Origin of the sequence: Pontixanthobacter aestiaquae (genome assembly GCF_009827455.1) — a bacterium.
In the GTDB taxonomy this organism is placed as follows: Bacteria; Pseudomonadota; Alphaproteobacteria; order Sphingomonadales; family Sphingomonadaceae; genus Pontixanthobacter; species Pontixanthobacter aestiaquae.
Map to the genome: position 1 here is coordinate 1,329,812 of NZ_WTYZ01000001.1, position 12,598 is coordinate 1,342,409.

Annotated in this window: 16 protein-coding genes; 7 read left to right on the forward strand and 9 right to left on the reverse strand. The window is 57.9% G+C overall.

Going from position 1 to position 12,598, the window contains the following annotated elements; translation table 11 throughout:
* Positions 1 to 19: 19 nt before the first annotated feature.
* From argC to GRI35_RS06240, 3 genes are all read right to left on the reverse strand, one after another.
* Positions 20 to 955, reverse strand: coding sequence for an N-acetyl-gamma-glutamyl-phosphate reductase (gene argC / locus GRI35_RS06230; protein WP_160613358.1), 936 nt, complete (start codon positions 953 to 955; stop codon positions 20 to 22).
* Positions 952 to 1,302, reverse strand: coding sequence for an SH3 domain-containing protein (locus tag GRI35_RS06235; RefSeq protein ID WP_160613359.1), 351 nt, complete (start codon positions 1,300 to 1,302; stop codon positions 952 to 954). The genes argC and GRI35_RS06235 overlap by 4 nt, the downstream gene beginning before the upstream one ends.
* Before the next feature lie 118 nt (positions 1,303 to 1,420).
* A complete protein-coding gene (locus GRI35_RS06240; protein WP_160613360.1) occupies positions 1,421 to 2,806 on the reverse strand; it encodes a leucyl aminopeptidase family protein in 1,386 nt (461 codons plus the stop codon).
* Between the two features lie 84 nt (positions 2,807 to 2,890).
* Here GRI35_RS06240 and map point away from each other — a divergent pair, with 84 nt between their 5' ends.
* The gene (map, locus tag GRI35_RS06245; protein ID WP_160613361.1) at positions 2,891 to 3,718 is read left to right on the forward strand and encodes a type I methionyl aminopeptidase; all 828 of its coding nucleotides are present in this window, start codon (positions 2,891 to 2,893) and stop codon (positions 3,716 to 3,718) included.
* A 9-nt stretch (positions 3,719 to 3,727) separates the two neighbouring features.
* On the opposite strand, the gene GRI35_RS06250 is transcribed toward map, so the two are convergent.
* Genes GRI35_RS06250 through ccmA form a run of 3 tightly spaced genes read right to left on the reverse strand, consistent with a single transcriptional unit; the run spans position 3,728 to position 5,549 of the window.
* Positions 3,728 to 4,312: a hypothetical protein gene (locus GRI35_RS06250; protein WP_160613362.1), complete on the reverse strand. Its 585-nt coding sequence runs from the start codon at positions 4,310 to 4,312 to the stop codon at positions 3,728 to 3,730.
* A 2-nt stretch (positions 4,313 to 4,314) separates the two neighbouring features.
* Entirely contained in the window at positions 4,315 to 4,968 is a 654-nt protein-coding gene (locus GRI35_RS06255) for a heme exporter protein CcmB (protein WP_160613363.1), read from the reverse strand.
* Positions 4,965 to 5,549, reverse strand: coding sequence for a heme ABC exporter ATP-binding protein CcmA (ccmA, locus tag GRI35_RS06260; protein ID WP_160613364.1), 585 nt, complete (start codon positions 5,547 to 5,549; stop codon positions 4,965 to 4,967). The genes GRI35_RS06255 and ccmA overlap by 4 nt, the downstream gene beginning before the upstream one ends.
* 52 nt (positions 5,550 to 5,601) lie before the next feature.
* Here ccmA and GRI35_RS06265 point away from each other — a divergent pair, with 52 nt between their 5' ends.
* Positions 5,602 to 5,904 carry a 4a-hydroxytetrahydrobiopterin dehydratase gene (locus GRI35_RS06265; RefSeq protein WP_160613365.1) on the forward strand — a complete coding sequence of 101 codons (303 nt, stop codon included), beginning with the start codon at positions 5,602 to 5,604 and terminating at the stop codon, positions 5,902 to 5,904.
* Positions 5,905 to 5,922: 18 nt separating this feature from the next.
* Here the strand turns inward: GRI35_RS06265 and GRI35_RS06270 are convergent, their stop codons facing one another.
* Complete coding sequence (locus GRI35_RS06270) at positions 5,923 to 6,729, reverse strand: SDR family oxidoreductase (protein ID WP_160613366.1); 807 nt, start codon at positions 6,727 to 6,729, stop codon at positions 5,923 to 5,925.
* Between the two features lie 155 nt (positions 6,730 to 6,884).
* On the reverse strand, positions 6,885 to 8,822 hold the full coding sequence (locus GRI35_RS06275) for a S9 family peptidase (protein WP_160613367.1): 1,938 nt from the start codon (positions 8,820 to 8,822) through the stop codon (positions 6,885 to 6,887).
* A gap of 155 nt (positions 8,823 to 8,977) precedes the next feature.
* On the opposite strand from GRI35_RS06275, the gene GRI35_RS06280 reads away from it, so the two are divergent.
* Positions 8,978 to 9,124 (forward strand): hypothetical protein, encoded by a 147-nt coding sequence (locus GRI35_RS06280; RefSeq protein WP_160613368.1) that lies wholly within the window; start codon positions 8,978 to 8,980, stop codon positions 9,122 to 9,124.
* Positions 9,125 to 9,138: 14 nt separating this feature from the next.
* On the opposite strand, the gene GRI35_RS06285 is transcribed toward GRI35_RS06280, so the two are convergent.
* A complete protein-coding gene (locus tag GRI35_RS06285) occupies positions 9,139 to 9,756 on the reverse strand; it encodes a DNA-3-methyladenine glycosylase family protein (RefSeq protein WP_160613369.1) in 618 nt (205 codons plus the stop codon).
* A 95-nt stretch (positions 9,757 to 9,851) separates the two neighbouring features.
* On the opposite strand from GRI35_RS06285, the gene GRI35_RS06290 reads away from it, so the two are divergent.
* The 4 genes from GRI35_RS06290 to GRI35_RS06305 all read left to right on the forward strand — a co-directional run bounded on the left by GRI35_RS06290 (position 9,852) and on the right by GRI35_RS06305 (position 12,417).
* Entirely contained in the window at positions 9,852 to 10,169 is a 318-nt protein-coding gene (locus GRI35_RS06290) for a 2Fe-2S iron-sulfur cluster-binding protein (RefSeq protein WP_160613370.1), read from the forward strand.
* 61 nt (positions 10,170 to 10,230) lie between these two features.
* A complete protein-coding gene (locus GRI35_RS06295; protein ID WP_160613371.1) occupies positions 10,231 to 11,241 on the forward strand; it encodes a cysteine synthase A in 1,011 nt (336 codons plus the stop codon).
* Between the two features lie 45 nt (positions 11,242 to 11,286).
* On the forward strand, positions 11,287 to 11,637 hold the full coding sequence (locus GRI35_RS06300; protein ID WP_160613372.1) for a hypothetical protein: 351 nt from the start codon (positions 11,287 to 11,289) through the stop codon (positions 11,635 to 11,637).
* A gap of 3 nt (positions 11,638 to 11,640) precedes the next feature.
* Positions 11,641 to 12,417 (forward strand): motility-associated ABC transporter substrate-binding family protein, encoded by a 777-nt coding sequence (locus GRI35_RS06305; protein ID WP_160613373.1) that lies wholly within the window; start codon positions 11,641 to 11,643, stop codon positions 12,415 to 12,417.
* Positions 12,418 to 12,598: the final 181 nt, after the last annotated feature.

The following is a 12,598-nucleotide window of genomic DNA, read 5'->3' on the forward strand; positions in this document are numbered from 1 at the left end:
GGCAGTAAATGCCCAATAATTAGGCAGTCAGACTGAGCCCGGTCTCTGCATCCAATCCGGCCATTAGATTGAGCGACTGAACCGCTGCGCCGCTTGCGCCTTTGCCGAGATTGTCGAGCTTGGCGATCAGGCGGACCTGTTCCCCCATGCCATCGAAGAATACGTGCAATTTCATGCCGTCCCATGGAGCAGCGTCTTTTCGGAGGAGGAGCTCGCTTTGGTCTGCCGCGAGCGGTCCGACTGTGACAATGGGTGAGCCGTCGTAGAACTCGCTCAATGCTTTGTGCATCCGAACAGGGCCGGTGCCCGAACCCATCGCCGCGAGCGGGATCGGGACTTCGACAAACATCCCGCGATGCGCATCGACCACGGCGGGTGAGAACAGCGGGGCATGTTTAAGCCCCGAATAACGCTGCATCTCGCCCAAATGCTTGTGGCCCATCGAGAGACCGTATCCCCGCCAAGCAATCGTCCGGTCATCCGCAAACCGGTCGATCAGGGCGTTGCCGCCGCCGGAGAAGCCCGACACCGCATTGACGGAATAGGGCCAGTCGGCGGGCAGGTTTTTTGATCTGACCAGCGGCGCAACAAGTGCGAGAAATCCGGTCGGGTAGCAGCCGGGATTGCTGACGCGTTTGGCATTCGCGACTTCTTCAGCACCAATTAGTTCCGGGAATCCGTACGTCCAGCCATCAGCCAAGCGGTGCGCGGTGGAGGCATCGATCACTTTGGTGCGGTCGTTGTCGATCAGCGACACGGATTCGCGCGCCGCAGCATCGGGCAGGCACAGAATTGCGACGTCGCAATCATTGAGTGCCTCGCGCCGGACTTCGGTATCTTTGCGCAGATCATCGGGCAGGGCGACGAGCGAAAACTCGCTTCGGCCTGACAGCCGCTCGCGGATTTCCAGCCCGGTTGTTCCGGCCGCGCCGTCGATAAATACAGAAGTGGTCATGCCGATTGCGGCGTGACAGAATCTTTCGGGATATAGCCGGTCGGGCCATCCGCGCTCACGCAGCCCCAGCACCAGTCACCGGCAACATCAAGCACCTCGAAAGTCGATCCTGCATCGAGTGTGGCCAGAGTGTCGGACGTGGCATCGGCGCCCAGCTTCAGCTCCACTGCGTCACTTCCAACTGTATGAAATTGCGGGATCACATAATGCGGCACCAGATAGCGGTCTGCCAGCGCGATATGCGCGAGATCACCGCGCAGTGGCAACGTTCCGGGCGCGGGGCGCACCATTGGCCCTTTCAAGCCAAGGATACCCTTTGGCAGTCGGTATTGCGCTGCTTTGCTCACAGTCTTTGCTTGTCCCTGTTTCTCGCCGTCTTCAAGCGGATTGGCGCGCTTATACTCGCCAAAACACTACAGGCAAGTTTCGGGGAGTATCCGCTTATGTGAACGCCAGCGCGTTGGTTTACCCGCCATAGCGCGCGCTGAGCATGTGGAATGCTGCGCGCAGGCCGTATGCAGCGCCGCCTTTCGGGCGGCCTGGCTTGGGGAAGGGGCGCCATGCAAAAGTGTCGAAATGCGCCCATTCGATGTCGTCACCGACAAACTTGTCGAGGAACAAGCCCGCGACGCTGGCCCCCGCATAGGGATTGGCGTGCGCGTTGCTCAGATCGGCGATTTCCGAATTGAGCCACTCGGCATAGCCAGCCGGAAGCGGCAGCCGCCAGAGTTCGTCATCATGCGCGCGGCCAGCAGCGATCAACTCGTCCGCCGTCTTATCCTGACGCGTCATCAGCGCCGGAAGATCGGGACCGAGCGCGACGCGCGCAGCGCCGGTGAGAGTCGCAAAGTCGATAATGAGTTCCGGATCGTCTTCGCTCGCGCGAGTGAGTGCATCACCGAGAATCAGGCGCCCTTCGGCATCGGTGTTGCCGATCTCGACCGTAAGGCCCTTGCGCGTTTGCAGCACATCCCCGGGCCGGAAGGCATTGCTGGAAATGGCGTTTTCGACAGTGGGAACCAGCAGGTGCAGCCGCACTTTCAGGCCTGCGCCCATAATCAGATCAGCCAGCGCAATGGCATGTGCCGCGCCGCCCATATCCTTCTTCATCAGTTTCATACCGACAGCAGACTTGATATCAAGGCCGCCCGAATCGAAGCTGACGCCTTTGCCGACAATGGCGACGCGCGGGTGCTTCTCATCGCCCCATTCCATCTGGATCAGGCGCGGAGCGTGCGCCCGGGATGCCGCGCGGCCGACCGCGTGAATCATCGGATAATCGTTTTCCAACGTGTCACCCTTGGTGACTTTGATTTCGGCATTGTATTTCTTGGCGACGCGTTCTGCTTCGGCTTCAATCGCGGCTGGCCCCATATCTTCGGCAGGCGTGTTGACCATATCGCAGACCAGATTGACCGCTTCGGCTTCGGCAATTGCGGCGTCGATATGCTTGGCTTGCTTGCTCAGCAGAATGCGCGGGCCGGGGGCGTCATCATTCTTCTTGTAGCGTACAAATGTATGCTGCGCAGTGACCCAGCCATGCATCGCGGCTTTCGGGTCGCCCGATGCCAAGCGGTACGTACCCTCCGGCAACGTCTCGGCCAGCTTGGCGAGGCAATAGCTGGACAGTTCCTCCGGATCGGTCACGCCGCCCACGGCAAACCAGCTTTCGCCATCGGGAACTATCCCGACCTGATATCCGCTTCCATCGAATTTTTGCGCTTTGAGGGCCGCGCGTTGGCCCGCTTTCAGCTCTTTCGCAAAGGCATCGAAGCCGTCTTTGTTGGTGAGATGGATGGCAACCGCATCTTGCCCGCGGTCGGCCTGGATCAGATCTTCTTTTTTGCTCATCGCCGCTATGTAGCGATTGCGCGCGACGTGCCAAGGGCTGACTCAATACTCGCAATTTCGCGGCGCTATCGCTATGTGGGCGGCATGACAGAATATCAGATGATCGAAGGCACAGAGACCGTCGTTCGCGACGGCACAATCAAGCTGCATGGACCCGCCGGTTTTGAAGGCATGCGCAAGGCTGGTCAATTGGCCGCGAGCATTCTCGACGAGATCGCGCCAATGGTGCAGCCGGGTGTGACCACAGCGGCGATTGACGACAAGATTCGGCAACTGATGCTGGACGGTGGTTCGGTCCCTGCGACGCTTGGCTATCGCGGCTATACGCATAGCTGCTGCATCTCGATCAACCATGTGATCTGTCACGGTATTCCGAGCGACAAGAAGCTCAAGGATGGCGATATCGTCAATATCGATGTGACGCCGCTGCTTGATGGCTGGCACGGCGATACAAGCCGTATGTATTATGTCGGTGATGTGCCGTTGAAAGCGCGCAAACTGGTCGATGTCACCTATGAGTGCCTGATGCTGGGCATCGAGCAAGCACGGCCGGGTAATCGCTTAGGTGATATCGGCGCAGCAATTCTGGAGCACGCGCAAAAGCACCGCTACGGCGTGGTCCGCGAATTTTGCGGACATGGGCTGGGCCGTCTGTTCCATGATGCGCCTGAAGTCGTTCATGCGGCTAAAGCAGGCACTGGCCCGGAGCTAAAGCCGGGCATGTTCTTCACCATCGAACCGATGATCAATATCGGTAAACCATGGGGCAAAATGCTCGCGGATGGTTGGACCGCAGTGACACGCGATAAATCGCTATCCGCACAGTTCGAACACTCCCTGGCGATTACTGAAACCGGGAACGAGATATTTACGACCAGTCCCAAGGGACTGCATCAGCCGCCTTATTCTTAGGTCAACGCTCTAATCCGTTGGCGTGAACCAAGGCAGGTATTCGGATAGCAAGTCCCGCTTTCTCTGTTCACGTGCCGTCAGTCCTAACCGCTCTTGATCAACTGCGCATCGGTAATCCATCGGGTAGGACAGCTTAAACTCCTTTTGCTCAAAGGCAAAAACTGTGTCTTTGCTGCTGTCCAGAGTACCCTCGCTGTTCAAGGTGGCGAGGCTAAGCCCCTTCTGTGAATACAATTCAGTTTTCAGTGTTATAGTCATCGACTCTACGGTCTTATTCTCATCCAGAAAAACCGATCCCCTGGCGCGACGGTGCGCTGAAGCACTATCCGATTGTACGACGGCCTTGCCACCAAAATCAAACAAAGTACCCTCAAATGGATCGTCGATAAATCCACTGACCCGGATCTCGCGGACAGGTGAAGGAACTGAGGAAATGAGCGGGCTTTGTTGGTTGTCTAACGCGGTCATTTCGCAGGCTAAATTCGGTTCTGGCGCCTCATCGAACATGCTCTCGACAAAAAACGTCACCGCCATAACGCAAGTAACACCGACGATTATCAACGCAGCTTTTTTCTGCTCTTCTGAAATCTCCATGTTCACCCCTCCCGAGCTGCCCTGATCGCGGCACCGCCGGCAAATGGCGCTATTGCCACCAGCAACAGGCTAAACGCACCGGCGTAGGCGATTCCGCTCATGTCTGCGCGGGCGAGGCTGCCTGCGCCGAAGATCAGGATGGGCACGGCGAGTGGGATGAGCATTAGGCCTGACAGCGCGGCGCCTCCGCGCAAGCCAGCGGTAAGCGCGGCGATCATCACTCCGATAGCGGCCAGGCCGGGGGTGCCAGCGAGCAGGCCTAGCAGAATCAAACGGACCGTTTCGCCTTCCAACCCGAGCAATGCCGCGGCCGGCAATGTTGCGATCAACAGGAGCGGTGCGAAACTGAGCCAATGGGCGAGAACGCGGATGGCCACGACCATCTCTTCAGAAATGCCGCGCAGTGCCAATTGGTCGAACACACCCAGTTCCAGATCGGGCGCGATCAGCCGGTCCAGCGGGAGGATTGCAGCGAGCAAGGCAGCGATCCAAATCACCCCTCCGCCAGTTCGTGCGAGCAGCGGTGCGTCGGGGCCAACAGCAAAGGGATACAGTATCGCTACCGCCACAAAGAACAGCAGCGGTAACATCGTACCACCCCGGTTCCCGCCGGGCAGAAGCATCTGCAAATCGCGCAGGAGGAGCTTGCCGATCATGCAGCGTAGTCTTTCAAGGCAAGCGTCTTGGCGTTTTGCAAATTTATGGACTGGTGGGACGCTGCAACGCATATCCCGCCTCCGCCACAATGAAGCGCGATGAGTGCTTCGACCTTCGCGATTCCGTCCGCGTCGAGGCCGTTGAGAGGCTCGTCGAGCAACCAGATGTCGGTTCCCTGATTGAGTAGCCGAACGAAGGCCGCGCGCTTACACTGACCAGTCGAAAGATAGCGGAAAGGGACGTCGAGTAGGGTGTCCATCCCCATCACCGCGCAATTCTGCTGAATGTTGGTGCAGCCGTCTAACCCCCCCCAGAAATGCAATGCGCTTTCCAAACGCAATTGCGGATCAAGCGCTGGCTTCTCGTCGACCAAACCAAGTGTCCCGCTGTGTTCAACACTGCCATCAAACTGACGCAGCAGCCCGGCCAATATCCGCATCAGGCTCGTTTTGCCGATGCCGTTATTGCCTGTAATGTGGAGTGCTTCGCTTGCTTTCAATTCCAATCCCAGGCCGCGAAACAGCACGCGGTCGCCTCTTCGGCAGGCGAGATTGGTGGCGGAAAGGCTGCAGGCTTGCATGGCGGTGCGCGATAGGGGAAAGGTCGCTCCCTAACAAGTTAAGGAGTATGCCATGAGCGTCGAGAGACTAACCCAAGCCGAGATAGAGGCAGCATTAGCCGACCTGCCCGAATGGGCTCCAGCGCGCGATGGCACCGCGATTGAGCGGCATTTGAAATTCGACGATTTTGTTGAGGCATTCGGCGTTATGACCAGCATCGCGATTCTTGCCGAAAAGCACGATCACCACCCAGAATGGTTCAACGTTTATAACCGCGTCGAAATCACTCTCACCACGCATGACGTTCCGGGCGACGGCAATGGTCTGTCAGCGCGCGATGTGAAACTGGCGAAAGCGATTGACGCGTTCGTTTAGCGCCGACCAGCGCCTCTTCTAGCGGCCCAGAGGCTGGGTGGTTTGCCGCACCATTTTGCGCAAGCGGCCCGGCATCCAACGCGCGGCAAAGCCGATGCGTTTGGCTGACTTGCCGACCAGCGTGTGCAGCTTTTCGCCATGCACAGCTTCCCAAGCTGCTTCGGCGACTTCTTCAACCGGCGTGATTTCTAGACCGGCCTGCTTGACCGTCTCGCGGATCGCTTCGTTAGTGCCCGCATTTGGCGCGTGTTCGAGCAGCGGAGTGTCGATGAAGCTAGGCATCAGCGAACGAACTTTGATCCCGAATTCATCCCACTCCGCATCAAGCGACTCCGTAATCGCGCGCACGCCGAACTTGGTCGCTGAGTAAACCGACGCGCCGCCAGTTCCGTATATGCCCGCCGCGCTGGCGGTGTTGAGCAGGCACGAACCCGGCGCGGTCTTTTGCAGATAGGGCAGGGCGGCCTGCGCGCCGAACAGCACGCCTTTCAGATTGATATCGAGGCAGCGCTCGATCTCGTCGACCGAGTTCTCGCTGAGCGATCCGCCGATGGGGATACCGGCATTGTTGAACAACACGTCCACACGGCCGCCAGATGCGTCAACGAATGCCTCCAGCGCCGTGTCCCAAGCAGCGCGATCACGCACATCAAATTTGTGGCTGAACGAAGCGCCATCGGGAATGAGTGCTGCGGTGCCTTTCATGCCCTCGCTATCAATATCGCCAAGGCCGACAAACCAGCCGCGTGCGCCGAAATATTGCGCAACCGCACGGCCAATCCCTGACCCACCGCCCGTAATGAAAATCGCCTGATGATCGCTCACGCATAATCTCCTGATTCTTGGAGGGCGTAGCGGTTGGAGACTAGCTTGTCAGCCAAACTCTACCGTCATTGCGAGGAGCGAAGCGACGCGGCAATCCAGAGCTAGCGCTTTACACTCTGGATTGCCGCGCTTCGCTCGCAATGACGTGGCGAACATCAATCACGCAATGCTTCGCTCAAGCCTTTCACATGCTCTGCGCCTTCGACCAACTCGGCAGTCGAGCCGGATACCGTATACCCGATTGGCTCCGACCTGCCGCCGAGCCACTCGGCAAGAAAGTTTTCGGTCACTGCATTGAAGGCGATATTGTTGGCGGGATTGGCGAAGCCGTGGCCTTCATCAGGGTAGAGGACATAGGTCACCGGAATGCCTTTTTCCTTCATCGCGCCGACAATTTGATCGCTCTCTGCCTGATTGACGCGGGGATCGTTTGCGCCCTGGCCGATCAGCAGCGGTTTCACGATATTGCCTGCGGAATTGAGCGGGCTGCGCTCTTTCAGCATTGCAAGGCCTTCGGGCGTATTCGGATTGCCCATCCGCTCGTGGAACTGTGCGATCATCGGCTCCCAATATGGCGGGATAGTCGCAAGCAATGTTTCGAGGTTTGACGGGCCGACGATGTCCACACCGCAGGCAAAGACATCGGGTGTGAAGGTCAATCCGGCGAGCGTCGCATAGCCGCCATAGGACCCGCCCATGATCGCGACTTTGTCTGCCTGCGCGATACCTTCATCGACTGCCCATTTGACTGCATCGATCAGATCATCATGCATTCTTTTGCCCCATTCGAGGTCTGCGGCAGAGATGAAATCCTTGCCGAAGCCGGTGGAGCCGCGGAAGTTCACGCTCAGCACCGCATAACCGCGATTGGCGAGCCATTGGTGATAGGAATTAAACCCGTAATCATCGCGCGCCCATGGGCCGCCATGAACCAGCAGCACCATCGGAACAGGACTATCTGCGCCTGCCGGGACGGTGAGATAAGAGGGCAGGGTGAGACCATCGCGCGCTTTGATTTCCAGCGTCTGCATCGGCTGCAATGGCGCGCCGACCAATTCTGGCCGTCCGGTATAGAAATCGGTTAGCGTCTGCGCCTCACGATCATAGATATAGGTCTGCGCTGGCGCGGTAAGCGGATCGTTCCAGACGATCCATTTGGTGTCATCTTCGGTCCGGCTGGAGACGCCGAAATCACCATCCAATTGCTTACCAAGCCAGTCGAGCGATGCGCCGATGTCCGGATCAATCGCGGTCCACTCGGTTGTCAGGTAAGTGAAGGAATAGGCCTGCACTTCGCCGGTTTTCGGATGGCCCATCACGCCGCCAATATCGGCCTTGTCATTCTCGGCGATCAGCGTGCGTTCGCCGGTCTCGACATTCTGCGCAAAGAGCGCCGCCGTGTTGCGATCGCGGCTATCGATCCAGTACATGATCGAGCCGTCCGTCGTGAAGCCAGCGGGCTGGGTGGTCAGCGAGTCTTCCAGCCCGGTGCTGTCGCTTGGCTCTTCGGCAATTTCGCCGTCAATGATTGGGAAGAAGTCCATCCCGCCCGCCGCATTGGGCGCGACCGCCAGCCGCAACTCCAGATTATCGTCAGCCATAAACCCGGCATAGGCGTCATTCTGTTGAACCAGCGTCAGTTCGCCCGAATTGAGATCAAGCAAATAGGCATCATGGAGCCGCGCATCGCGGTTGTTGAGGCCGATCAGGATTTTGTCGCGGATGGTCTCGGACGATCCAATCATATCGACGCGCGTGTTTTCAAAATCGGTCAGTGTGCGCTCTTTGCCAGTGACGATGTCGATGCCGTAAAGCAGGAAATTCTCGTCGCCGCCTTTGTCCTGGATGTAGAGCAGACTCTGTGCATCGGGTGCCCAGAAATATTGCTGGATCGGGCGTTCGGTCGCTGCCGTCATTGCTTTGCCAGCGGTGGGATCACCTACCGGTGCCATCCACACATTCAGCACACCGTCGAGAGGCGCCAGCCAACTCAGCCATTTGCCGTCGGGACTGATTTGCCCGCCTGCCTTGGTCGGATTGCCGAACAGGTGCTCGCGCGGGATCAGTGGAGTCGTGTCGGCGGGAATGGTCATGGGGGACGGGGCTTTCTGCTGTGGGTCTTGTGTCTCAAATAGGACGCCAGATAGAATAGTGAACACCGCACTGTGGTGAAAAGCTCGAACGCAGCAAACCATGTTGCGCTTGCTTGGCCGCTTAACTAGGCTGTCGTCGACACAAAGGGGACATCATGACAAAGACTGTGAAACGGCCGGGCGCTGAAACCAAGCGTTGGAAGAAACCCGAAGTGGTTGCGATTACACCTGTGCGCCAGACACGCGGTGCCTCGATCATCCTTACCAGAGGTGTCGAGATGGCTTTTTATTCGCCATCTTAATCCGAAACCGCTGCCTAAAGCGCCGGATTATCGTAACAATGCCATGAAAAGATAGCGAGCGCGCCGCGATGCGGGCTGAATTTTTCGGCCAACGCGCGCGCTTCTTTTTCTGATGGGCGTTCATCCAGACCCAGTAATTTATGCATCGCCGCTTGCACTGCCAGATCGCCTGCGGGCCAGATGTCGGGGCGTCCTTCGGCGAACAGCAGATATATCTCCGCCGACCAGCGCCCGATGCCTTTGATCTTGGTAAGTTCGGCGATGGCTTCCTCATCGTGGTCCGGCAAATCGTCGAGCTTCAGTTCCTCGCTCACCACCAACTCGCACAGAGACCGCGCATAGCCTTGCTTCTGCCGCGACAGTCCGCAGGCGCGCAATGCGTCGAAATCGCGTGAGAGCAATTCATCGGGCGCAATGTCCTCGCCCAATTCGATCTCCAGCTTGTTCCAAACTGATGCCGCCGCAGCCACGCTAACCTGCTGACCGACAATGGTGCGCAGCAAAGTCCGGTAGCCGGTCGGACGGATGCGCGGTTCGGGGTATCCGCAGCGTATCAGGGCAATACCGAAGGCAGGTTCCATAGCTGCGACATGGTCGATGCCTTGCTTGATCTGCTCTTTGGTTAGACCCATCTGGTGTTCCTATCGCTTGCAATACGCGGCCCCGTCTTTTAGCAGCCGCGCAAATTGGCCATTTCCGGTCGCCTATTATTCGGAGCCTGCTCATCATGCCCAAGCTGATCGTCGTCAACCGTGATGGTGAAGAATCAACCGTAGACGTCGGCGAGGGCCTGACCGTGATGGAAGCTATCCGCGACAATGGTTTTGATGAATTGCTGGCGCTGTGCGGCGGCTGTTGTTCGTGCGCGACGTGCCACGTGCATGTCGATCCGGCTTTTGCAGACAAGCTGCCTGAAATCAGCGAAGATGAAGATGATCTGCTGGAAAGCTCCGATCACCGCGCTGAAAACTCGCGCCTCAGCTGTCAGGTGCCGTTTACGCCTGAGCTCGATGGTCTGAAAGTCACCATCGCTCCTGAAGATTGAGTGTTTCCGCGCGTAGCGGAACTGCGTTGAACTGGTGCGCCCTAGCACCTAGTTCACGCTTATGATTACCAATATTCCGCGGAAAGACGCGATTGAACTGATCGGCAATACGCCGCTGGTGCTTCTGCAAGCGGCGAGCGAAGCGGCAGGCTGCGAAATTTACGGCAAATGCGAATTCGCCAATCCTGGCGCGTCGGTTAAAGACCGCGCGGCGCTGGGTATTATCCGTGATGCAGAGGCTAGCGGCGAATTGACACCCGGCGGCACGATTGTCGAAGGCACTGCGGGTAATACCGGGATCGGAATTGCGCTGGTGGCCAATGCGCTTGGCTACAAAACCATGATCGTGATGCCGGACAACCAGTCCAAAGAGAAAATGGATACGCTGCGCGCGCTCGGCGCAGAGCTGGTGCTGGTTCCGCCAACCAAGTTCTCCGACTGCAATCACTTCGTACATACTTCGCGCCGATTGGCGGACGAAACCGTAGGCGCCATTTGGGCAAACCAGTTCGACAATACGGCCAACCGCAAGGTCCATATCGAAACCACGGCGGCTGAGATATGGGATCAGCTGGAGGGCAGGGTGGATGGCTTCACTTGCGCTGCCGGAACCGGGGGCACAATTGCCGGCGTCGGGCTTGGCTTGAAGGAACGCGACGAAAATGTGCAGATTGCACTGACGGATCCACATGGCGCGGCGCTCTACAGCTATTACGCAGAAGGGGAGCTTAAGTCCGAAGGCACATCTGTCGCGGAGGGCATCGGGCAGGGCCGGATAACCGGCAATCTCGAAGGCGCACCGATCGATACGCAGTTCCGTATTTCTGATGAAGAAGGCCTGCAATGGGTCGAGCGCCTGCTGCGCGAAGAGGGCATGTGCCTTGGCCTGTCATCCGGCATCAACGTTGCCGGAGCGGTCGCACTGGGTAAGCAATTGGTCGCCAACGGGCGTGAAGATGCGCGTGTAGTGACGATCCTGTGTGACACCGGCTTCCGTTACCTTTCAACGCTTTATAATGCGGAGTGGCTGGCATCGAAAGGCCTGCCGGTGTTCGGCTGGCTCGAGCGCTGAGCCATTTCTCTTTGACTAAACCGGCCACTCGGCTAGATTCTGCCCATGGCCAATCGTTTCATACGCCGGATTTTGCACGGACCTGCTGAGCAAGCGGATGCCCCGCTCGGTGGGACGCGGGCTGAAGCGATCCAGCGGCTTCAGGTGGGCTTGTCGGGCATTGGTCTGATGATCATCCTCGTCGCTTTGGCGGACGTGGTTAGCGAACGTGCCGAGCAAACCGATGCAGCTAGCGTGCCCGAGGCTGTCGCGACCGTAGAGCCGGAATCTACCGAAGCACCGCAAAGCGATCCACTGGCAGAAGCCGGTGTAGTGCCTGAATTGCCCGCTGAGCCGGACCCGACGCCGACGGCGAGCGTTTTGCGCCAGGATATTCTGGTGCCCGATGCGCAATAAAGCGTGACTGCAAGAAAGCTCGCATCTCTTGCCATTGCCGTAGCTTTTCTGATCGGCATGGCCGTTTGGAATTTTGCACGTGTGCCAGCTCCAATTGAGGATGGTCAACCAAAACAACGGCTTGGTCTGATGACCTCTCTGCCAATCTATTGGGGTGAAGGTGAAGGATTCGGCGATATGCTGGCGGATGACCAGCATCAGCATTGGGTAAAAGAACAGCTGGAACGGCGTTTTGAGCTGATCCCGCTGGATATTCTCTCTGCATCTGGTTCGCTCGAGCCGAATAGTGATCTAGCCGGTTTGGAATTCCTGATGCTGGCGCAGCCAAGCGCTCTTGCACCAGCCGATTTTGTTGCGCTCGACAATTGGGTCAAAGGCGGCGGCATGCTGCTGCTTTTTGCAGACCCGATGCTGACCGAGCATTCTGAATTCGGCCTCGGTGATCGCCGGCGTCCGCAGGACATCGCTTTGCTCGGACCGATCCTGACCCGCTGGGGGTTGCGACAATTCTATGATCAGGATCAGCCTGATGCGCTGCGCTTCATTTCCTATGACAGCATTGCGATACCGGTCCATAAAACCGGTCAGATCGAGATTGTGCCCACCGATGCAGTGACCTGCGAGCTGGTGTCTGAAAGCGTCATCGCCTCATGCGTGATCGGGCAGGGCACAGCTCTCATTGTATCCGATGCGGCGGTGCTGGAGCATGAAGCCGATCCAGCAATTTCTAGCGAAGCGCTGGACAAGTTGCTACGAAGCGCGTTCAAACCAGCCCGATGAATGGCCACGATGTGGCCTTACGATCGATCCGGGGATTTCACGGGTGAGACACTCTGTATCGGAGTCGAGGCTCCCTTTTTTGGGGATTTGACGGGGAATATCCGGGATATCGTGGTTTTTTCAGGAGTAAATGGGGTGATAATGGGAGTGACGTTAAGTATATTATCTGTTTAATAACAGA